General features: G+C 64.8%; 16 protein-coding genes. 4 read left to right on the top strand and 12 right to left on the bottom strand.

Annotated features, from left to right (window positions below):
- Positions 1 to 9: 9 nt before the first annotated feature.
- Together betA and betT are read left to right on the top strand one after the other, a co-directional pair.
- A complete protein-coding gene (gene betA, locus ACR4XW_RS05460; RefSeq protein ID WP_434759522.1) occupies positions 10 to 1,842 on the top strand; it encodes a choline dehydrogenase in 1,833 nt (610 codons plus the stop codon).
- Between the two features lie 8 nt (positions 1,843 to 1,850).
- Entirely contained in the window at positions 1,851 to 3,881 is a 2,031-nt protein-coding gene (betT, locus tag ACR4XW_RS05465; RefSeq protein WP_434759523.1) for a choline BCCT transporter BetT, read from the top strand.
- On the opposite strand, the gene ACR4XW_RS05470 is transcribed toward betT, so the two are convergent.
- From ACR4XW_RS05470 to dctP, 4 genes are all read right to left on the bottom strand, one after another.
- Positions 3,862 to 5,352: a DHA2 family efflux MFS transporter permease subunit gene (locus ACR4XW_RS05470; protein ID WP_434759524.1), complete on the bottom strand. Its 1,491-nt coding sequence runs from the start codon at positions 5,350 to 5,352 to the stop codon at positions 3,862 to 3,864. The genes betT and ACR4XW_RS05470 overlap by 20 nt on opposite strands.
- Before the next feature lie 76 nt (positions 5,353 to 5,428).
- On the bottom strand, positions 5,429 to 6,760 hold the full coding sequence (locus ACR4XW_RS05475; RefSeq protein ID WP_434759525.1) for a TRAP transporter large permease: 1,332 nt from the start codon (positions 6,758 to 6,760) through the stop codon (positions 5,429 to 5,431).
- A 22-nt stretch (positions 6,761 to 6,782) separates the two neighbouring features.
- Positions 6,783 to 7,310 carry a TRAP transporter small permease gene (locus tag ACR4XW_RS05480; RefSeq protein WP_434759526.1) on the bottom strand — a complete coding sequence of 176 codons (528 nt, stop codon included), beginning with the start codon at positions 7,308 to 7,310 and terminating at the stop codon, positions 6,783 to 6,785.
- A 1-nt stretch (position 7,311) separates the two neighbouring features.
- Entirely contained in the window at positions 7,312 to 8,301 is a 990-nt protein-coding gene (gene dctP, locus ACR4XW_RS05485; RefSeq protein ID WP_434759527.1) for a TRAP transporter substrate-binding protein DctP, read from the bottom strand.
- A gap of 221 nt (positions 8,302 to 8,522) precedes the next feature.
- Between dctP and ACR4XW_RS05490 the strand changes: the two genes are divergently transcribed.
- A complete protein-coding gene (locus tag ACR4XW_RS05490) occupies positions 8,523 to 9,815 on the top strand; it encodes a protein adenylyltransferase SelO (protein WP_434759528.1) in 1,293 nt (430 codons plus the stop codon).
- A 165-nt stretch (positions 9,816 to 9,980) separates the two neighbouring features.
- On the opposite strand, the gene groL is transcribed toward ACR4XW_RS05490, so the two are convergent.
- The 8 genes from groL to ACR4XW_RS05530 form a co-directional block, all read right to left on the bottom strand.
- Entirely contained in the window at positions 9,981 to 11,630 is a 1,650-nt protein-coding gene (gene groL, locus ACR4XW_RS05495; protein ID WP_434759529.1) for a chaperonin GroEL, read from the bottom strand.
- An 11-nt stretch (positions 11,631 to 11,641) separates the two neighbouring features.
- A complete protein-coding gene (locus ACR4XW_RS05500; RefSeq protein WP_434759530.1) occupies positions 11,642 to 12,631 on the bottom strand; it encodes an NAD(P)-dependent alcohol dehydrogenase in 990 nt (329 codons plus the stop codon).
- Positions 12,632 to 12,719: 88 nt separating this feature from the next.
- Positions 12,720 to 13,454: an iron-sulfur cluster assembly protein gene (locus tag ACR4XW_RS05505; protein ID WP_434759531.1), complete on the bottom strand. Its 735-nt coding sequence runs from the start codon at positions 13,452 to 13,454 to the stop codon at positions 12,720 to 12,722.
- Positions 13,451 to 14,527, bottom strand: a complete 1,077-nt coding sequence (locus ACR4XW_RS05510) for an amidohydrolase family protein (RefSeq protein WP_434759532.1) — start codon at positions 14,525 to 14,527, stop codon at positions 13,451 to 13,453. Before ACR4XW_RS05510 ends, ACR4XW_RS05505 begins: the two co-directional genes overlap by 4 nt.
- A 123-nt stretch (positions 14,528 to 14,650) precedes the next feature.
- Positions 14,651 to 14,995 (bottom strand): propane 2-monooxygenase effector subunit MimD, encoded by a 345-nt coding sequence (mimD, locus tag ACR4XW_RS05515; RefSeq protein WP_434759533.1) that lies wholly within the window; start codon positions 14,993 to 14,995, stop codon positions 14,651 to 14,653.
- Entirely contained in the window at positions 14,992 to 16,098 is a 1,107-nt protein-coding gene (locus tag ACR4XW_RS05520; RefSeq protein ID WP_434759534.1) for an aromatic/alkene monooxygenase hydroxylase subunit beta, read from the bottom strand. Before ACR4XW_RS05520 ends, mimD begins: the two co-directional genes overlap by 4 nt.
- A 29-nt stretch (positions 16,099 to 16,127) precedes the next feature.
- Positions 16,128 to 17,186, bottom strand: a complete 1,059-nt coding sequence (locus tag ACR4XW_RS05525) for an NADH:ubiquinone reductase (Na(+)-transporting) subunit F (RefSeq protein ID WP_434759535.1) — start codon at positions 17,184 to 17,186, stop codon at positions 16,128 to 16,130.
- A gap of 88 nt (positions 17,187 to 17,274) precedes the next feature.
- Entirely contained in the window at positions 17,275 to 18,933 is a 1,659-nt protein-coding gene (locus ACR4XW_RS05530; protein WP_434759536.1) for a ferritin family protein, read from the bottom strand.
- 224 nt (positions 18,934 to 19,157) lie between these two features.
- Between ACR4XW_RS05530 and ACR4XW_RS05535 the strand changes: the two genes are divergently transcribed.
- Positions 19,158 to 20,879: a sigma-54-dependent Fis family transcriptional regulator gene (locus tag ACR4XW_RS05535; RefSeq protein WP_434759537.1), complete on the top strand. Its 1,722-nt coding sequence runs from the start codon at positions 19,158 to 19,160 to the stop codon at positions 20,877 to 20,879.
- Positions 20,880 to 20,928 lie beyond the last annotated feature (49 nt).

Raw genomic sequence — 20,928 nt, forward strand, 5'->3', positions numbered from 1 at the left:
GGGAGAATGATGAGAGACCGTTACGACTACGTCATCGTTGGGGGCGGCTCGGCCGGCTCCGCATTGGCCAACCGCCTGTCGTCCGATGAGAGCACCACGGTGCTGGTGCTGGAGGCCGGCCGCGCCGACTTCATCCTCGACCCGCTGATCCACATGCCCGCGGCCCTGATGTTCCCCTCGGGCAACCCGCTGTACGACTGGGCCTACGAGACCGAGCCCGAGCCCTTCATGGGTGGACGCCGGGTCGCCCACGCCCGCGGCAAGGTGCTGGGTGGGTCGTCCTCGATCAACGGCATGATCTTCCAGCGCGGTAACGCCGGCGACTACGACAAGTGGGCCGAGTTCGACGGCATGGAGCACTGGGACTACGCCCACTGCCTGCCCTACTTCAAGCGGATGGAGAGCACCCTGGCCGGTGCCGACGCCTGGCGCGGTGGCTCGGGACCGTTGAAGCTGGAGCGTGGCCCGGCCAACAGCCCGCTCTTCCAGGCCTTCTTCGAGGCCACCGAACAGGCCGGTTTCGCCCGCACCGACGACGTGAACGGCTACCGGCAGGAGGGCTTCGCCCCCTTCGACCGCAACGTCTACCGGGGCAGCCGACTGTCGGCCTCGCGCGCCTACCTGCGTCCGATCCGCGACCGCAAGAACCTCGACATCGCCACCCTGTCGACCGTCACCGGGCTGCGCTGGCAGGGCAACCGGGTCACCGGGGTGGACTTCACCCGTCCCCGGCGCCGTCACCACTCGGTGGACGCCGGCGAGGTGATCCTGTGCGGTGGCGCCTTCAACACTCCGCAGTTGATGCAACTGTCTGGCATCGGCGACCCGGAAACCCTGGCCGCCGCCGGGGTGAACACCCGCATCGAACTGCCCGGGGTCGGTGAGAACCTGCAGGACCACCTCGAGGTCTACCTGCAGCACGTCTGCCTGCAGCCGGTCTCGATCGCACCCTGGCTGAAGATGTGGAAGGCGCCCTACATCGGTGCCGAATGGCTGTTCTTCAACAAGGGCGTCGGGGCCAGCAACCACTTCGAGGGCGGCGGTTTCATCCGCACCAACGACGAGGTGGCCTACCCCAACCTGATGTTCCACTTCCTGCCGATCGCGGTGCGTTACGACGGCACCGCCTCGGAGGGCAAGCACGGCTACCAGGTGCACATCGGGCCGATGAACTCCGATGTGCGCGGCCACGTCCGGATCAAGGACGCCGACCCCTTCCGGCATCCGGCGATCCTGTTCAACTACCTGTCCACCGAGAACGACCGCCGCGAGTGGGTCGAGGTGGTGCGGGCGGCCCGGCACATCCTGTCCCAGCCGGCCTTCGCCGCCTTCGACGGTGGCGAAACCTCCCCCGGCCCGTCGGTGCAGACCGACGAGGAGATCCTGGACTGGGTGGCCAAGGACGCCGAGACCGCCCTGCACCCGTCCTGCTCGGCCAAGATGGGCACCGACGAGATGGCGGTGGTCGACCCCGCCTCGATGCGGGTGCACGGTGTCGAGGGCCTGCGGGTGGTGGACGCGTCGGTCTTCCCGACCATCACCAACGGCAACATTTACGCCCCGGTGATGATGGTCGCCGAGAAGGCGGCCGACCTGATCGCCGGCAACACCCCGCTGCCGCCGGAGTACCCGCCGGTGTACAAGGCCCACGCCGGGATGCCGCTCTACCCCGAGGGTGACGCGCGCAACTCCGGGTGGAATGCCCGCACCGAGATTCCCAGTGCTCTGGCTGCCATCGCGCAGGCCGAGGCCCGGGACGAGGCGGAGGTCGAGGCACGCGCCCAGCGTGCGGCGGCCGAGCCCGCAGATTCCCCGACCCCGACCGAGGACGTGACCCCGTGAGCAGCCCCGTGACCAGGACCGCAGACCCGGCCGACGACCACGAAGACCTGACCCAGCTCAAACCGCGCACCAAGTGGACGGTGCTGATCGTCTCGGCCGCCTTCACCGCGATCGTGGCGCTGTGGGCCCTGCTGGCCCCGGAACGCTCCGCCGAGATCCTGGGGGTGATGGTCGGGTGGACCGCCAACTGGTTCGGCTGGTTCTACATCGGCCTGGCCACGGTCGTCCTGGTCTTCGTGATCTACATCGGCGGGCGCTACCGCAATGTGCGGTTGGGCAAGGACACCGACCGTCCGGAATTCTCGACCTTCTCCTGGGCGGCGATGCTGTTCGCCGCCGGTATCGGCACCGATGTGATGTTCTTCGCCGTTGCCGAACCGTCCAGCCAGTACCTCTTTCCGCCGCAGGGTGACGGCGGCACCCTGGACGCGGCCCGCGAGTCCACGGTGTGGACCCTGTTCCACTACGGCATCACCGGGTGGGGCATGTATGCCCTGATGGGCTTGGCGCTGGGCTTCTACGCCCACCGGCTGGGGCTGCCGCTGGCGGTGCGCTCCACCCTGTACCCGCTGATCGGTAAGCGGATCCGCGGCCCGATCGGCGATGCCGTCGACGTGGCCACCGTGCTCGGCACCATCTTCGGGGTGGCGACCTCGCTGGGTATCGGCGTGGTGATGCTCAACGTCGGTCTCGGGCTGTTGTTCGGTGCCGCCCAGGGCATCCCGGTGCAGGTCGGGCTGACGATTCTGGCGGTCGCGGTGGCGACCACCTCGGCGGTGACCGGTATTGACCGCGGCATTCGGGTGCTGTCCCAGCTCAACGTGTTGCTGGCCGTGCTGCTGGCCGGCTGGGTACTGGTGACCGGGCAGACCGCCTTCCTGCTGCGCGCGGTGGTGATGAACGTCGGTGACTTCATCTCGATGTTCCCCGGCATGACGATGGACACGATGGCCTTCGACCACCCGGACGAGTGGATGAGCGGCTGGACGCTGTTCTTCTGGGCCTGGTGGGTGGCTTGGGCGAGCTTCGTCGGCATGTTCCTGGCCCGGATTTCCAAGGGTCGCACCATCGGCCAGTTCGTGCTGGGCACGATGACCATTCCGTTCAGCTACATCGTGATGTGGGTGTCGCTGTTCGGCAACAGCGCGGTGCAGCGGATCCGCGAGGGGGACGAGGCCTTCGGTGAGTTGGCGGTCAATTCCCCCGAGGAGGGCTTCTTCACCCTGCTTCAGCAGTACCCGGGGGCGCTGTTCCTGATCGGGTTGGCCACCTTCGTCGGTCTGCTGTTCTACGTCACCTCGGCCGACTCCGGCGCACTGGTGATGGCGAACCTGTCGTCCGACCTGCCCGGTACCGGCGTGGACGGTCGTCCGCTGCTGCGAATCTTCTGGGCCATGGCCACCGGTGTGTTGACCGTGGGCATGTTGTTGGTGGGAGGTATTCCGGCGCTGCAGAACGCGACGGTGATCATGGGCCTGCCCTTCGCCTTCGTGATGATCGCGGTGATGTTCGGCCTGCATCGGGCGTTGGAGCGCGAGCGGATGCAGACCGCGATCGCCCAGGCCAGGCTGACCTCGGCCCTGGCCGCCCCGGTTCCGCGCGATCCGTGGCGATTGCGGCTGTCGCGGGCCTTCGGTGTGGTGTCGGTCAAGGCCGCCAACGACCGGCTCGAGAAGGTCGTCATCCCGGCCCTGCGCGATGTCCAGGCCGAGTTGGAGCAGCGCGGGGTGGAGACCGATCTGGTGATCGGCGAACTCCAGCCCGACGGTCTGGTGCGCCGCACGGTCGAACTGGTGGTGCCCTCGGAGGAGCACGAGGACTTCTACTACCCGGTGAGCGTGCGCCGACATCTGGCACCGAGTTTCGGTGCCCGGGTGATCGAGGCCGACGACATGACCACCACCTTGGAGGTCAACCTGCCGGTCGGTGGCGGCTACGACCTGATGCCCTTCGACCGGGATCAGGTCTGCGACTCGGTGCTCGACCACTACGAGCGCTGGGTGGCCAGCACGGTGGGTCTCAACGACCTGCCGGGCTGACCGCCCCGTCCTGCGCCGGCGGCGCGGTGGTGACCACCCGGGTCAGGAACAGCACCCCGACGAACCCGACCGCGGCCACGGCCGCCGGCAGCAGGACCGCCTCGCCCATCGCTCGGGCGAAGGGGGCGGCGAGGCCCTCGGGCAGCTCCGCCCCGAGCGTCGGGGTGGTGTGGCCGGCTCCGGGCAGGTGGGCGCTCAGCCGGGCCTGCATCCACACCGCGATCGCGGCGCTGCCGACCACTGCACCCATCTGCCGGGTGGTGTTGTACACCCCGGCGCCTGCGCCGGCCCGGTGTGCCGGCAGATTGCGGGTCGCCGAGATCGACAACGGGCCCCAGATTCCCGAACTGCCGATGCCCAGGAACAGTGACGGCAGCAGCAGCCACAGCACCGAGGCGTCCGGACGCATCGCGAACCAGTACCCGACCAGGGCGGCACTGAGGATGAAGAACCCGGCCATCGCGAACCAGCGCGGGTTGATCCGATGCATGACCATCCCGACGACGGGGCCGAGCACACCGCTGCTGATGGCCATCGGGAGGGTCAGCAGGGCCGCCTGGGTGGGTGACAGGCCACGGGCCACCTGGGTGTAGATCATCATCGGGAAGACCATCGCGGTGGAGGTGAACCCCATCGCGGTGATGGCCAGGTTGGCGATGCTGAAGTTGCGGTCGCGGAACAGTTGCAGCGGCACCAGTGGTTCGCCCCGGTTCACGGCTTGCCAGCCGATGAACACCATGAGCACCACCAGACCGGCGATGATCAGCCGCCACACCGTGACCGGCCCCCAGATCTGGCCCCAGCCGAAGTTCTCCGCCTCCTCGAGGCCGAAGATGAAACAGAACAGGCCGATCGCCGACAGCACCACACCCAGGATGTCGAACCGGTGCCTGTTGATCTCCAGAACCGGTAACCGGCGGTAGGCCAGAACCAGCCCGAACAGGCCCACGGGAAGGTTGACGAAGAAGATCCACTGCCAGCCCAGGGTGCCCACCAGCAGGCCCCCGGCCAACGGCCCGACCAGCACCGCCGCCCCGGCGACCGCACCCCACAGCCCCAGCGCCGGGCCGCGTCGTTCGGCCGGGAACAGCCGGGTCACGATGGCCATCGTCTGGGGTGTCATCAGCGAGGCCGACAGCCCCTGCAGCAGCCGCATCACGATCAGCATCTCGATGTTCACCGCCAGCCCGCACAGCACCGAGAAGAGGGTGAAGCAGAACAGCCCGGTCAGGTAGAGCCGCCGCGGGCCGAAGCGGTCGCCGAGCCGTCCGGCGATCAACAGCGGAACCGCGTAGCCGAGCAGGTAGGCACTGGTCACCCACAGCACGCGGGCGATGTCGGCGTCGAAGGCCACCATCAACGCCGGTGTGGCCACCGAGACGATGGTGCTGTCCACCAGAATCATGAAGAACCCGATCACCAGGGCCCACAGCGCACGCCAGGCGTCCCGTTCGGAAATGACGTCGCTCACCGGCTCACCTCCTGGGCGGGTTGCAGCAGGTGCCTCACTCTTTGCGGGAAGGCATCACGGCATCAAACCACGCGGGTCAGCCTCCCATGAGGCCGGGCAGTGCCAGCGCAATGCCGGGCACCAGTGCGATCAGGACCATCACGGCCACGTCGGAGAGCACGAACGGTGCCACCCCCGCATAGACCTCCCGCATCCGCACACCGGCCCCGGCCACGCCCTTCATCACGAACAGCTCCATGCCGAACGGCGGGGTGACAAGAGCAATACGAAGGTTGATGAGCATCAGAATCCCGAACCAGATCGGGTCCCAACCCATGGCGTTGACCACGGGCATGAGCAACGGAAGCGTGATCAGCATGATGGAGACCTGCTCGAGGAATGCCCCCAGGAACAGCAGGATCAACTGAATCAGAATGAGCAGCACGGCCGGGTGCAGAACCATGCCGGTGACGAAGTCGATGAAACCCGAGGTGGCCCCGGAAAAGCTCATCACCTGGCTGTAGGCACTCGAGCTGGCCATGATGAAGTAGAGCATCGCCGAGACCTTGGCGGACTCGATCGTGGACTCCTTGATCACCGACCAACTCAGCTTGCGGTAAGCCAGAGCCAACACGAAAGCTCCGAGCACACCGAGGGCCGCCGACTCCGTCGGAGTGGCCACGCCGAGGAAGATCATGCCCAGTACCAGGAACACGATCACAGCCAGGGGAAGTGCTTCACGCAGACCGACGATCAGCCGCTTGGCCAAGGTCTTGCCGGCCTCGGCCTCATGGGCACCGTGCCCGGAACCCGCACCCTTCAGGGGACCACCCCAGATCAGGGTGACCAGAATGTAGCCAACCATCATGACGATGCCGGGAATGATCCCGGCAACGAGCAAGGGGCCCACCGGCACGTTCGCCGTCGCCGCCCACACGATCGCCAGGGTGCTCGGAGGAATGATCATGGCCAATCCCCCGCCCGCCGTCACCGTGCCCATGGCCAGTTGCGGCTTGTACCCCTCGCGGAGCATGTCCGGCAGGAAGGTTTTGCCCAGGAGCGCCGTGTTGGCGAGCGTCGAACCCGACATCATGCCGAACAGGGCACCGGTCACCGATGTCAGAAGGCCGGTTCGAGCCGGCACCTGACGGGGGAAAAGGTCCCGGATGCCTGCCAGTGACCGCGACGCCACACCGGTCCGGAACACGATGTCGCCCATCAGGATGAACAGGGCGATCGGAGCCAGCACGAACGACGTCAGAGTCTCGTACGCGGACAGCATCATGATGCGGCCGGCCGGCTTGAATCCGTAATAGAAAGTTGCTGCCGCCGCAGTGAGCCCGAAAAGAGCGAACGCCACCGGGACGCGCGCCAGCAGCAGGATGAACAAGCCGCCAACGAAGATGGCGAGAGTCAGCCACCATTCCATGGAAAGTATCTCTTTCGCTTGATCAGTAGGTCGGCGAGACCGAATCGGTGGCGTGATCCGTTTCACGCCTGCCGGGTAGCGCCAGAATTCGGCGCACCGACTCGACCAACAGGCCCAGCGACCCAACGGCCAGGAGAGCGGTGAGCGGCCACCTGGGCAGTTGCAGATAGGTGCTGGTCACCGCGCCCACGCGATGATCATTCAATGCGGTGGTAACGGAGAACCATGCCAACGTGACGCAGATGACCAGGATGATCACCGCAACCAGCCAGTCGGCTGCCCTCGAGATCCAATGATCGTTTCCCAGCAGCTCGGACAGGAGATCGACCTTGACGTGCTCGTCCTCCCGCAGCAGAAGCGGCGCCGCCAGCATTGTGATGGCCAGGATCGAGTACTCACTGAACTCGAAGAGCGCAGTCAGCGGCTCGCCGAGGAAGAACCGCGATGCGACGGCCACGGTGACGAGCAGCGCCATGATCACGATGCACAGAGCGGCGATCCAGACGCTGAAGGTCGCGATGGTCTTCAGAACGCGATCTACTGCTTTCATCCTAGTTTCCGTAGATGTCGCGGAGCTGTTGAGCTTCGGGCGCACGGCTGAGCACCGAGGACCATCCCGCTTCGTCCGCCTTCTTCACAAACTCCTCGGTGTCCGCCTCGCTCATTTCGATCACCTTGATGCCCGCGCCTTCGCGCTCCTTGGCATCGGCTTCCAGGAGCTCCTGATACAGATCTCCGAGTTCGTCCTCGGTTTCCAGGATGGCCTTGTTGACAGCCTCTTGCGTCTTCTCGTCCAAGCTGGACCACTTGTCCGCGTTCATGATGATGACGGTGTCCATTTGGTAGAAGGACGCGGACGTCTCGTACCCGGTGACGTCTCCCCAGCCACTCGCAACGACACCCAGGGCGGGCCAGCCGTAGCCGTCCACGACGCCTCGTTCCAAGGCGCCGTAGATCTCACCGGGAGGCATCGCCACAGGGCCCGCCCCCAGCGCTTCCAACAGCCCGACATACACGGGCGAGGTCCGGATCGACTTGCCCGAGAGCTTGAGGGGGTTGACTTCCTCCCGGAAGTACAGCTTGTACGGCACTCCTTCAGCCATCCGCCCCACGTAGTGGATACCCGCCTTGTTGTGCGCTTCCGCCAACAGGTCGGTGGCTCCCTTTTCGCGTTCTTCCTTGGCTGTCAAGGGAGACATGACCATCGCCCGGGCCATCGGAACGTTCTGGGAATGGAAGGTGGCACCGGTGGCCGCCATATCGATGCCGCCCGTGGAGACCCCTTCACCCAACTGATCGGAGGCCATGACCTCAGTGCCACCGCGGTAGTCGAGTGTCACCCAGGGGGCTTCTTCCTTGAGCTTCTCCTCGAAGAGCCAGAAACCCTTCATCAGGGGGTCTTCCCGGTCGAAGGCGGAAACCACGCTGAGTTTGACCGGGGCTTCCTCGCCATCGGCCCCCGAGCCCTGACCACCCCCGCAAGCTGCAAGCAGTGCGAGCGCGGAAACCATCGGAGCAATGACAAGTCGCCTGATTCGCATGGGGCGCCTTCCTGAACATGGGAATGGATCCAGCAGGGCCAACGGACGGCGCCCACTGGTGACAGTGACGCGGGTCACGCTAGCGCACACTCATAGCGAAAAAAAGACTGTCGTCAAAAAAAGTACATATCGTCCGCCGACCCTCCCACAAGGGTTCCCAGTAGGAGATGAGCCTTTCTTCACACGACGCGCAAGTACTGTGGCGTCAGGAGGCAAAGAGGATGGATTGGGGTTTCGACAACAGCTACGCCCGCGAGCTCGTCGGCTTCTACCGCGACTGGCAGCCGGGTGGCTCGCCGGCGCCGGAGTTGGTGGTGCTCAACGACGAGTTGGCTGTCGAACTCGGCCTCGACCCGGCCGTGCTGCGGTCGGACGACGGGCTGGCGGTGCTGTCGGGCAATGCCGTGCCCGAGGGTGCCGAGCCGATCGCCCAGGCCTATGCCGGGCACCAGTTCGGCCACTTCAACCCGATGCTCGGCGACGGCCGGGCGGTGCTGCTCGGCGAGGTCGTCGACGCCGAGGGCCGACGCCGCGACATCGCCTTCAAGGGTTCGGGACGCACCCCGTTCTCACGCGGCGGGGACGGTAAGGCCGTGATCGGCCCGGTGTTGCGCGAATACCTGATGGGTGAGGCGATGCATGCCCTGGGCATTCCGACCACCCGGGCGTTGGCCGCGGTCACCACCGGTGAATCAGTGCTGCGGCAGGGCCCGCAGCCCGGGGCGATCCTGACCCGGGTCGCGGCCTCGCACCTGCGGGTGGGCACCTTCGAGTTGGTGGCCCGGCACGGCACGCTCGACCATGTGCGCAAGCTGGCCGATTACGCGATGGCCCGCCACTACCCCGATCTGGCCGCCGGCGACTATGCCGGATTCCTGTCCGCGGTGGTGTCGCGGCAGGCCCGACTGATCGCGGCCTGGATGAGTGTCGGGTTCATCCACGGGGTGATGAACACCGACAACATGACGATCTCGGGCGAGACGATCGACTACGGCCCCTGCGCCTTCCTGGACGCCTATCAGCCCGATCAGGTCTTCAGTTCGATCGATACCCACGGCCGGTACCGCTACGACCAGCAGCCCGCGGTCGCGGCCTGGAACCTGGCCCGCTTCGCCGAGACCCTGCTGCCCCTGATGGGCGGCGAGTCGGCCGTCCCGGATGCCAACGAGCGAATCCGGGCCTTCTTCAACGAATACGAGACGGCCCATCGGGAACGGTTCGCGGCCAAGACCGAGCTGCCCCTCGACGAGTTGCTGGCCCGGATGCAGACCAAGGACTTGGATTTCACCACGACCTTCCGGGAGCTCAACCCGGAGACCAACCCGATCTACATTCCGCGCAACCACCTGGTCGAAGAGGCCCTCGCCGCGGCTGCCGAGGGCAACTACGAGCCCTTCGAGCAGTTGCTGGCCCTGGTCCGCGACCCGTTCACCGAACGGCCGGGGATGGAACGCTATGCCGAACCCGCCCCGGCGGATTTCACCAGCCGCTATGTGACGTATTGCGGCACCTGACTTGCCGTTGCCGACACCGAACTCGACAATCATTGCGGCCGGCGGACTGTCGCGACGGTCGTCGCGATGGTGCAGCCGGGTCAACCAAGTGCAGTGGGCGGGAATCGCCGCGACTCAAAACCCGCCCACTGCCTTGCCCCGCTGCACCGGGGTGTTGGGATCTACTCAGTAGACATTCGACGGACGTACCAACCCCTCGGCCAAGTCACCGAATCCCGGCGCGTGAATCGATCCGGGATTGCCCATCACTTCCTCGACGATGGCGGTCTCGGTGGTGATCAACAGCGCCGCGATCGAGGCGGCACTCTCCAGCGCCGAACGGGTCACCTTCAACGGGTCGATGATCCCTCGGGCACTCATGTCGTCGTACTCACCGGTCATCGCATCGAACCCGTGGCCGGTCGGCAGGGTCTGCACCCGGTCAACCACCTCGGAGCCCTCGTACCCGGCGTTCATCGCGATCCAGTACAGCGGCTCGGTGATGGCCTTGCGGACGATTTCCCGTCCGCGCAGGGCATCACCGGTCAACTCCAACCGATCGAGTGCCGGCAATGCCTGAACCAGCGCCGTGCCACCGCCGGGGATGACCCCTTCTTCGAGGGCGGCCCTGGTCGCGGCCAGGGAGTCCTCGACGCGGTGCATGGTCTCCTTGAGTTCGACATCGGTGGCGGCACCGACATTGATCACCACGACCCGTCCCGACAACCGGGCGGCACGCAGCTTGAGGTTGTCGATGTCGTGGTCGATCGTGGCGCGTTCGGTCTCCTTCTCGATCTGTTGCAGGCGCGCCTCGATCTGCTCGCTGGCCCCGTGTCCGCCGAAGAAGGTGGTGGCTGCCTCGGTGACATTGATCCGGTCGCAACTGCCCAGCGTGTCGAGGGTGACCTGCGAGAAGGTGAGCCCGGAATCATCGGAGACGACCTTGCCGGCCAGCGCGACCGCCAGATCGTCCAACTCGGCCACCCGGCGGTGGCCGAAGCCCGGGGCCCGCACCACCACGGACCGGAAGGTGTCGTGCACGTTGTTGGTGACCAACATCTGCAGGGCGGGGCCGGTCACATCCTCGGCGATCACGACGAGGTTGCGTTCGGCCCTCGAGGCCGCTTCCAGCGCCGGCATCAGATCCTGCACCTGGTCGATCTTCTTGTTGGTCAACAAGATGCACGGGTTTTCGAAGACCGTCTCCATCCGGTCGCGGTCGAGGGCCATGTAGGGCGAGATGAAGCCGTGATCGATCTCGATCCCGTCCATCACGTCCATGCTGAGCCCGTAGATCGGTGACTCATCGACCGTCACCACACCCGAGGTGCCGACCCGGTTGAGGGCCTCGGCGATCACCCCGCCGATGCGCGGATCATCGCTGGCCGACAAGGTCGCAATGTGCATCAGGTCATTGGCGTCCTCGACCTTGCGCGCGGTCGACTCCAGCGATTCGACGATCGCTTGGGCGGCAACCTCGATACCGCGACGCAACTGCATCGGGTTGGCGCCCTCGTCGACCGCGCGCAGGCCCTCCCGCACCAATGCCTGGGCCAGCACGGTGGCGGTGGTCGTTCCGTCACCGGAGGTGAAGTTGGTCTTCATCGCGACCTCCTTCACCAACTGGGCACCCATATTGGCGAAGGGGTTCCCCAACTGGATCTCGCGCGCGATGGTGACCCCGTCATTGGTGATCGTCGGGGCACCGGTCAGCTTCTCCAGCACCGCATTGCGGCCCTTCGGCCCCAGTGTCACCTTCACCGCATCGGCCAGAGCATTGACGCCCTGTTCGAGCAGTTGGCGTGCTTCGACGTTGAAACGCAGTAATTTCGCCATCAGTCCACTCCTCAGGGAATCAGGATCGCTCGGCCACGGACCTTGCCCGCGTCGAGGTCGTCGATGGCCTGCTGGAAGTCGTCCAGCTTGTACTGCTGGGTGTGCAGGGTGACCAAACCGCGTGCAGCGAGGTTCATCAGGTCCTGCAGGTCGTTGTACGAACCGACCAGGTTGCCGATGAAGCTGATCTCCTCGGAGACCATGTCGATGGTCGGCACGTTGATGTTCTCGCCGTAACCCACCACGTAGTAGTTGCCGGCCTGGCGCAACATGGCCTTGCCCTCGGCGGTGGCGCCACCCTCACCGACGAAGTCGATGATCGCTTCGGCGCCGTGACCGTCGGTCAGTTCGAGCACCTTCTCGACGTGGCTGCCGTCGGCCAGGACGGTGCGGTCGGCACCGAGTTCCCCGGCCAGGGCCAGCGCCGCCTCGTTGCGGTCGACCACGATCAGTTCCGCACCGGAGATGGCCTTCATGACCTGGATACCGATATGGCCCAGGCCGCCGGCACCGATCATCACCACCCGGTCGGAGGCGGTCAGCAGCTTGGCGGCCTTGGCGCAGACATGCTGTGCGGTCAGGCCGGCGTCGGCCAGGGCGGCGACATCGGCGGGCTCGAGATTGTCCGACAGCTTCACGCAGGAGCGCGCCGAGGTGCGCAGATACTCGGCATAGCCCCCATTGCATCCGATACCGGGAAAGTCGGAGTTCTCACAGTGCACGTCGTCACCGCGCCGGCAGGCCCGGCACAGGCCACAGGTGATCAAGGGGTGCAGGATGACCTTGTCGCCCTTCTTCAGGTTCGTCACCCCGGGGCCGACCTCTTCGATCCACCCGGCGTTCTCGTGACCGATCGTGTACGGCAGCGTTACGCCGCTCTTTTCCTCCCATTGCCCTTCGAGAATGTGCAGGTCGGTTCGGCACACGCCGGCGGCCCCGACCTTCACAATCACATCGAGCGGCCCCTGGATCGTGGGCTTCTCGACGTCCTGCATTTCCATATTCGTGTGGTATCCAACCACCCTGACTGCACGCATCGCGGTAGGTCCTTCCTTTTCCGTTCAGTCCTGGATATTCGTGAAAGAGTTTCTAGATTTCGCCGGTGTATTCACGCGGCGTTTGGTCGTCACCGGAATCGGGGTAACGGGTGCGCAACAGACCTCGACAGAAGTGCGCATTACCGTCCACCGAAACCCGCACGGTTCGGGCGAATCGCAGTTTCACCGGAATCCGATCACGCGGCACCGGTGACCCGTCCTCGTCGACCATCACCGGCAGACCGGGATCGTTCGACAACCCGATGTCGGCGCGCCGACGCAACAGTCCGGCCTTCTCCTTGCCCTCGGGCAGATCTGACAACTGCAGGTCGAACAGCGCTTCGGGTTCGAGTTCGCGTTCCCGCAATGCCTGCCCACAGGCCCGCTCCAGGGCTGCGACATAGGCCTTGCGCTGAAAGGTCGAACGCAACTCGTCCAGGTCTTCGAGGGCTTCGTGTCCGAAGGTGCCCCGGTACCCGGCCATCGCGGCCAAGCCGGCGTTGATCTTCTCCGAGTCGTGATGATCGTCGAGTTCCACGCGCACCCGCCCGACCCCCAGGAGACCCATCAGGGCCTCCTGGGCATCGGAACACATCAGGTACGCGAAGTTCGGTGCGCAGAATGCGGTGGGTAGACGTAGATGGACGTCCACGTCACCGTTGTCGGAGACGTCCCAACTGCGGACGAATCCGAGGTCGGTGATCGGCTCATCCAGCTCCGGGTCGATCACTGTCCCCAACGCCGCCCACACCGCTTCACGTAGGCCCTGCGTGGTGGTGATGGTCATCGCGCCACCGCAGGAGTCCGCGCCGCCTCCGCATCGCTACCGGTGCTGGTCGGCTCCATCGCCTCGTTGGCCTGCGGCTCGCTGTCACCGGGCTGCACCTGGCACTCGGCCGGCACCTCGATGTCGTACATCCGGGCCGCGTTGAGGCCGAGGATCTTCTTCTTGTTCTCGACCGTCAGCGGACCGTACTCGGTCATGTCGGCCGGGATCTGGAAGTCCACGAACTTCTCCACCAGCCACTTGGGCGACCACAGCGCGTAGTCACTGGCGAAGAGGATCTTCTCGTCACCGATCCAGTACAGGAGTTCACCGATGACCTGGGCGAAGTAGCGCGGGCGGGTGTGGATGAACGGGATGGCGACGGCGAGGCCGGCGTACACGTTCGACTCCTGGGTCGCGATCCAGCAGAAGTCCTCCAGGCGCGGCAGACCGCAGTGCTCGACGATGAAGTTGAGATCGGTGAAGTCGGTCGCCACGTGGTCGACGTCATCGACGTTGAAGGCGTCCTTGTCGAGCGGACGAATCGTCGGGCCCTTGTGCACGTGGATGTGCTTGATGCCCAGCTCGCGTGCGGCCTCCAGGTACCGCACCGACCACGGGTCGTCCAGGCGCCAACCGCGGGAGTCACCGTTCCATTCGGCGGTGTAGAGCTTGATGCCCTTGAGGTTGAACTTCTCGGCATCGGCGTGGAGCCGTTCCAGACCGACCTCACCGTCGCGCGGATCCCAGGCGTGGTTGTAGGTCAGCTTGTCGGGGTGTTCCTGGCACAGTGCCCAGGAGTCGTCCACCTGCGCGAAGTTGTTGATGTAGAACTCACGCAAAATGGTGGCCTGGAAGATGGCGTGGTCGACATAACCATCCTCGAAAAGGTCCTTCATGAACTTTTCTTTGCCGTAGTAGCAGTAGGTTTCGTAATCCCACTTCTCACTCTCGGGCGAAAGGTTCGCGTGGTAATCGTAGAAGCAGTCGATGAACTGCTTTCCGTGGATGTTGCGGTGATTCGATTCGCGGCCGTCCCACAGATGGACGTGGCTGTCCACGATGAAGTACTTGTCGCCATTCTTTTCGTACATTGGAAAACTTCTCCTCCGGTGCAAGGGGATGTAAATCTGGTTTGGGTGAATCTGTCGCGGTCCCGGATTGTTGGGCCCGCTCCGGACGGGGCGAGGTCGACAGCCCCGTCCGGAGGCTGGTTGTCACATCACATCGAGGTCGAAACCGATGTACTCCGCCGCATCTTCGGGGCTGGCGAAGAGCATCGTCTTGTCGTCGAAGTGGACCATTCGTCCGTAGTGGGTCGAGGAGATCTCCTCGAAGGCCGAGGAGTCGAAGTCCTCACCCAGGTACTCGCTGATCTCGTCGTAATCGAAGACCAGGACGCCGGTGCCGTCGACACGAGTCATGGACGGGTAGCGGGTCAGCGCCACGCCCTCCTTCTCACTCATGTAGTCGGCGACGGCTTCACCGATCTGGCTGTTCATCAGCGTGACGCCACACTTGTTCGAAGATTCGACGTCGGAACCGAATTTCATGTCAGTCATGCTTGGATCTCCTTGGGTACTTCGAGGCCGATGTCGCCCAGCAGGGTGGCCATGGATTGCTTCGCCCGTCCGAGGGAATCGGCGTAGGTGACGGGCTTCTCGTGCGGCTGCGACCAGATGGGCTGCAGCTTGTTGGCAGCCTCGAGGCTGACCGGCACCCACCGCTCGAGCCATTCGCCCATCAGCTTGCGGTTGGCTTCGCCGTGCTCCTCGTCACTGCTGAGCATCTTGAACAGGGCCCGGCTACCGCGCAGGTTGTTGTTGTAGTCGTACTCGGCGGTACCGATCAGGGTCGGGGTGACGTAGTCGCTGTTGCGGGCCGCCACCTGCATCACCAGGTGGCTGCGGAACAGCGCACCCACCAGTTGCTCGAAGACGATGTTGGTGGCGAAGTGCATCTCGGCCCAGTCGTCGATGGCGGTGATGCGTTCGAGGTTCTCCCGCACCCCCTGCCATTCGGGGGCGTTGTGCCAGGTTTCCCGATGGGCACTCCCGTCGAATCCCTCCAGGGCTTCGCTGAGATCCAGGTTGAACAGGGCCAGGTCCTGGGCGACCCGAATCTTGTGCCCGGCAGCCACCGCCGCGCAGGTGTTGATCATGTTGGTCGGGCCCAGGCGGTTCATCGGCGTGAAGACGTGCAGTCCCAAGCCGTTCTCGGCGTGCATCCAGGCGCCGACATTGCGTTCCACGAAGCGCGTCCAGGAGGCGTCCCACGCATCGTAGGCATGTGCGTTCTTGGCATTGGTGAGGCTGAGCTGCACCTGCGCCACCACTTCGGCACCCCGGCGGTAGATGGTCTGGTTCCACTCCTCGTTGGGGTCGCGGAACACGTGCCAGTCACTGGACTTCAGTGCCGTCCAGTCCTTGGGGTACCCACCCGGGCCGTTGCCGAACCCGTAGATCCAGCCCTGGGTCAGGTACCGGTCGGGGTCGGGCTGTACGTCGACGGTGACGTCCTCGTACATCGTGGCGCGGCGCTTGGCCGGCTGGAAGTAGTTGTAGTGCCGGCTGGTCGAGCTGGGGAACTCCAGCGCGCCGGCCTCGGCGTCGGTGAACTCGATACTGGGGAAGCTGCGGGTTGTGGTGGCTGTCTGCTCTGACATGCCTGCCTCCTATTTGCTGTGCGGTGCCGTCACACGGTCGCGGCGACGGCGGATTCGAACTTGTCGTAATGGGTTTGCTGAATCGGAACGCCTTCACGCTCCATGAGCTCCAGGGCGGCATCGACCATCGGCGGTGGCCCGCAGAGGTAGACGTCGCGCTCGGGCAGGATCAGTTGGCTGCGCTCGACCGCATCGGTGACCATGCCCACCTCACCGTCGGACAACCCGAGGGATGACCAGTCCGGGTCATCGGTGTGGGACAGCACGACGGTGAAGGCGAAGTCACTGAACTTCTCCCCCAGGGCCTTGATCTCGTCCAGGTAGAAGAGGTCATCCGGCGTTCGGGCTCCGTAGAAGAAACGCACCTCACGATCGATGCCGTTCTCGGCCATGTGGCGCACGATCGACAACAGGGGGGCCATTCCGGCACCGCCGCCGATACACACCACGGGGCGTTCCTCACCCGGTTTGACCGTGCACGAGCCGTAGGGCCCGGTGAGTTTCAACTCATCGCCGGCCTTCAGCTCGTTGTCGAGCATCTCGGCCATCTTTCCGCCGGGATACTGCTTGATCAGGAACTCCAACGCGGTCGGATCCGCCTGGGTCGAGGCCATCGAGAAGGAGCGGGTGTCCGCACAGTCCGGCAGATGGATGTCCGCGTACTGTCCGGCCTTGAAGGTGAACCCCTTCTGAGGCGCCACCACATCGAGTTTCAACGAAACGATGTCGGAGGTGACGTGGGTGATGGCCGCGATCTTGGTGGTGATTTCCTGGATCGGCACTGCGTTGTGGATCTCGTCCTCGTCGTAGTTGAGGAGTTCGATCTGGCAGTCGCTGTAGGCGTGGGCCTTGCAGAGCAAGGTGTAGCCCTCGTCCAGTTCGAAATCGTTCAGCGCGAAGGTCGAGTAGTAGTCGAGCTGGATGTCACCGTCGAGCACGAAGGACTTGCAGGCCGAACAGCGACCCTCACGGCATCCGTGCATCAGGTTCACACCCTGGCGGAATGCTGCATCCAGGATCGTCTCGTCCTCGTCCACCTCCATCTCGAGATCAACCGGCTCGAACGTGATGGTGTATTTCTCCCCCATCGAGGCTCCTTTCGGGTGGGCCGGAAATGGCCGGGACCGGACGCGTGGAAGCCGGTCCCGGCCATTCCGTGGTGATCAGTCCGTGGGATCAGGCGTTGGCAGTTGCCTTGGCCGGTCGTCCACCCGGACCGCCGGCGCGGTACTCGGCCATGTGGGCCTCGCGCTCTTCGGGTGTCATTTCGTTGAGCAGGACGTTCGGGCTGTTGAAGGTGATGCCCCGGACGTCGTCGAGAGTCCACATCTTGCTGGGGTCGTCCAGATCCAGATGCGGCTGTGGGATCAGGGTCTTGCCGTCGTCACGCACGTAACCGAGGTTGGTGATGACGTCGGCCAGGTCCTGACCGTGGTGCAGGGTCTCCCATTCACGGTGACCGGTGAGGCGGCCCATGTTCGGGGTCTCCCGGCCCTCGTATTCACCGCGGAAGGCGGTGATGTCGGTCCACGCACAGGTCTCGGAGCAGTAGGTACGCACCTGTCCGTCGACCGACTCCATCACGGTGTCCTCGCGGATCAGGCAGGGCACCATGCAGGTCCAGCAACGGTGCGGGTACTGGTAGTCCACGTCCTCGAAGGCGATGGGCTTGTTCTTGCCCGGGTGCTTCAGCCGGTTGTAGTTCTCCCACCACTTGCCGAAGCTGTTGTACCAACCCGGGTACTTCTCCTCGAACCACTCGAAGTCGGTATCGGTCATCGGGTCGATGCGCCAGTAGTTGACCGGCCAGCCGGTGGCGAAGAACTGCGCCACGTTGTGCACGTAGTGCTTGTTGACGATCCGGTTCCAGGCCTCCTCGACCAGGTCGTGGGGGATCTTCAAGCCGTACTTCTCCAGCGGAATCAGGTACGAACGGTAGTAGTCGTCGTAGATCCAGCGGCGCCACATCTCGGCGTAGGACTCGCGATCCTTGCGGCGGTCCTTGGTGCCGTATTCGATGAAGGTGCCGATGGCCGCGTCCACCACGCAGTGGTTGTTCCACCACGCATAACGGAGGTCGCGTTCCAACAGCGGACGGTTGCGCTCGTCGGCCAGAGCCATCAACAGGATCGAGTAGCCGTTGGAGATGTGGCGGGACTCGTCCGACTGCACCGAGTGGAAGACCGTCGGCATCAGGTAGTCACCGTTGGCCGCGGCCTCGTCCGGCATGGCCACGAACAGGGTGTTGGTGAAGGCCGTTTCGGCAACCACCGTCAGGTAGATGTTCGCCGCGGTGATGGCGTCACCGGTGATGAAGCCCTCACCGAACTGACGACCGATGGTGCCGGCGTAGTTGTTGGCGAAGTTGCGTTCGGTGGAATCGAACCCGGCGGGGTCGATGTAGTGGTTCATGTACAACTTCTTGAGGTTCATCTGGATCGTCGAGTGACGCACCTCGTCGATCATCTGAACCGCCAACCCGTTGTGGATCTCGGGATTGGGAACCGCGTCGATCGCCATGGGCATGGCGCGTGCGGCGGAGATCTCGGGGAACGGGATGATGCTGAGGAAGAGCTTCTGCCATTCCATCCAGCGCTGCTGCACCTGGCGGAACATGTTGCCGCGGATAGCGCCGTCCATCGCCCCGAATACCCGGTTGTCCTTCTCTTCCTCCATCGGGAAGTAAGAACGCATGATCTGCTTCAGAGGGTCCTTCTTCGGCGCCTTTTCGAAGGTGTAGTCGGTGCCGAACCGTGTGGCAGGGGTGGCGAAGGTGGGCTCCCAGGACAACTCTGTGATCTTGGCATGAGCTTTACTGAGACTCTGTCGGCTCATTGTTGCCTCCATGGGTTGGGGAGTCGGTCTCCGGTGACCAACTCGCTGCCGATGTCCTCAAGAAGACCCGCAATGTGACCCGCGCCACGTCTCATCGTGAGAAAAGCTTCGTCTCAATGTGAGATGTGTCACCATCTGCCGGTTACGTAGTCTTAAGTGATCGCAGACCAGCGCCCCATTTCCGGGCGTGCAGGACCGGTCTGCGGACCCGAGAAAGGATGGGGATGAACTACGAATCGTCAGGAGAGGGCACCAGCGGGGCGGCCAGCCTCGAGTTGCTGGCGCGCGATGAGGCGCAGGCACAGAAGGCCCTGGTGCGGGTCAGACCCACGATCCTCAAATCCTGGCGTCGCTGCCGTGATTGGCAGATCGAATCCAAGCCCTTCGAGCCGCGATTCACCGACGAACTCTCCTCCACCCTGCTGACCGATATGGGGGAGTCGGAGTTCGCCCGGCTCACCGACGCCCTCGCCGACGAACCGGCTGCGGTTCTGCTCACCGCCGCCGACGGGGTGGTGCTGGCCCGTCACAGCGGCGACCGCACCTTGGCGCGTCGGCTCGACAAGGTGAACCTCGCGCCCGGCTTCTCGTATCACGAGTCCGAAGTGGGCACCAATGGCATCGGCACCGCCCTGCAGCACGGCACCTCGATGCAGGTACACGGGGGTGAGCACTATGTCGAGAACCTGGCGTCGTTCAGTTGTGCCGGGGTGCCGGTGATCCACCCGTTGTCGAAGAAGCTGCTGGGTGTCCTCGACATCACGCTGGACGCCCGGCACGCCAATTCGTTGGTGCTGGCGATCGCCAAACAGATGTCCGCACGCCTGCAGGATCTGCTGTTGGATTTGTCGCCCAACTCCGACCGTTCGCTGTTCTACGAGTTCCAGCGCGCCGAGATGCAGGGCATGCCCCTGATGGCGATCGGGGAGAGTTTCACCGCATTGAGCAGTGCCACCCAGGAGAGTTTTTCGGTCACCGACCAGACCAGTTTGTTGGAGCATGCCCGCGATCATTCCGAGCCGGGTACCTCCATCCTGGAACTGCCGTCCGGTCGGGTCGTGCGCCTCGATACCCGCAGCGCCGAGAGCACCGGCTTGCTCGTCCGGATCCAGAGCCAGTCGCAGACCAGCCGACCGGCCCCCTCCGGCCCTCCGGTACCGGGTCTGGCCGGCAACAGCATCCCGTGGCGTCGGATCGTCGACCGGGCCCTGGAGATTCGTCGGCGCGATGCATGGCTGATGGTGGAAGGTGAGCGTGGCTCCGGCAAGATGGCCTTGCTGCAGGCGGTGGAACGGGCCCACGCACCGAGCAGCCTGCCCCTCGTCGTCGACGCCGCGAGCCCCGGCGCCACCGAGGCGGTGCTGAACGCCCTCGATGACCAGCGCACCGTGCTGCTGCGCAATGCCGAACGGTTGTCCCCCGACGACGTCGAACACCTGGGTGCCGAGTTGCAGGAGTACGGCGGCGATGCCACCGGTGGCTTCCTGGCGGTGACCGTCACCCCGCCGATCAGTGATCACCTGATGACCAGCCTGATGCCCTTCATCGCCCACACCCTGCGGCTGCCCCCGTTGCGGCATCACATGGAGGATCTGCCCGCCATCGTCCGGCACCTGCTCGATCGCCACCGGTCGGACCTGAGGTTCTCCACCGCCGCCCTGGCGCAGTTGAGTCGGCTGCCGTGGCCGGGCAATGTCGCCGAACTGGAGGACGTGCTGCTCAAGGTGATGCGCACCCAGCGTTCCGGAACGGTCGAGTTGGAGGACCTGCCCGGCCAATGCCGGGCCACCGCCCGGCGCCAGCTCACCACGATGGAGTGGCTGGAACGCGACGCCATCGTCCGGGCCCTGGACGAGCAATCGGGCAACAAACAGCGGGCTGCGGAATCGCTGGGCATGTCCCGGGCCACGATCTACCGCAAGATCCGGGAGTACGGCATCAGTTGACCCGGGCGGGCCGGGCCTCGGTGTCCGCGCCCGGTGCTGGACCGAACAC

It is taken from the genome of Pseudenemella bisphenolivorans (genome assembly GCF_051133435.1).
GTDB lineage: Bacteria > Actinomycetota > Actinomycetes > Propionibacteriales > Propionibacteriaceae > JAAYAO01.

Coding starts and splice junctions, on each gene's coding strand:
- betA (WP_434759522.1), top strand. CDS start 10: ATGAGAGACCGTTACGACTACGTCATCGTTGGGGGCGGCTCGGCCGGC.
- ACR4XW_RS05475 (WP_434759525.1), bottom strand. CDS start 6,760: ATGGAATGGTGGCTGACTCTCGCCATCTTCGTTGGCGGCTTGTTCATC.
- ACR4XW_RS05480 (WP_434759526.1), bottom strand. CDS start 7,310: ATGAAAGCAGTAGATCGCGTTCTGAAGACCATCGCGACCTTCAGCGTC.
- dctP (WP_434759527.1), bottom strand. CDS start 8,301: ATGCGAATCAGGCGACTTGTCATTGCTCCGATGGTTTCCGCGCTCGCA.
- ACR4XW_RS05490 (WP_434759528.1), top strand. CDS start 8,523: ATGGATTGGGGTTTCGACAACAGCTACGCCCGCGAGCTCGTCGGCTTC.
- groL (WP_434759529.1), bottom strand. CDS start 11,630: ATGGCGAAATTACTGCGTTTCAACGTCGAAGCACGCCAACTGCTCGAA.
- ACR4XW_RS05500 (WP_434759530.1), bottom strand. CDS start 12,631: ATGGAAATGCAGGACGTCGAGAAGCCCACGATCCAGGGGCCGCTCGAT.
- ACR4XW_RS05505 (WP_434759531.1), bottom strand. CDS start 13,454: ATGACCATCACCACCACGCAGGGCCTACGTGAAGCGGTGTGGGCGGCG.
- ACR4XW_RS05510 (WP_434759532.1), bottom strand. CDS start 14,527: ATGTACGAAAAGAATGGCGACAAGTACTTCATCGTGGACAGCCACGTC.
- mimD (WP_434759533.1), bottom strand. CDS start 14,995: ATGACTGACATGAAATTCGGTTCCGACGTCGAATCTTCGAACAAGTGT.
- ACR4XW_RS05520 (WP_434759534.1), bottom strand. CDS start 16,098: ATGTCAGAGCAGACAGCCACCACAACCCGCAGCTTCCCCAGTATCGAG.
- ACR4XW_RS05525 (WP_434759535.1), bottom strand. CDS start 17,186: ATGGGGGAGAAATACACCATCACGTTCGAGCCGGTTGATCTCGAGATG.
- ACR4XW_RS05530 (WP_434759536.1), bottom strand. CDS start 18,933: ATGAGCCGACAGAGTCTCAGTAAAGCTCATGCCAAGATCACAGAGTTG.
- ACR4XW_RS05535 (WP_434759537.1), top strand. CDS start 19,158: ATGAACTACGAATCGTCAGGAGAGGGCACCAGCGGGGCGGCCAGCCTC.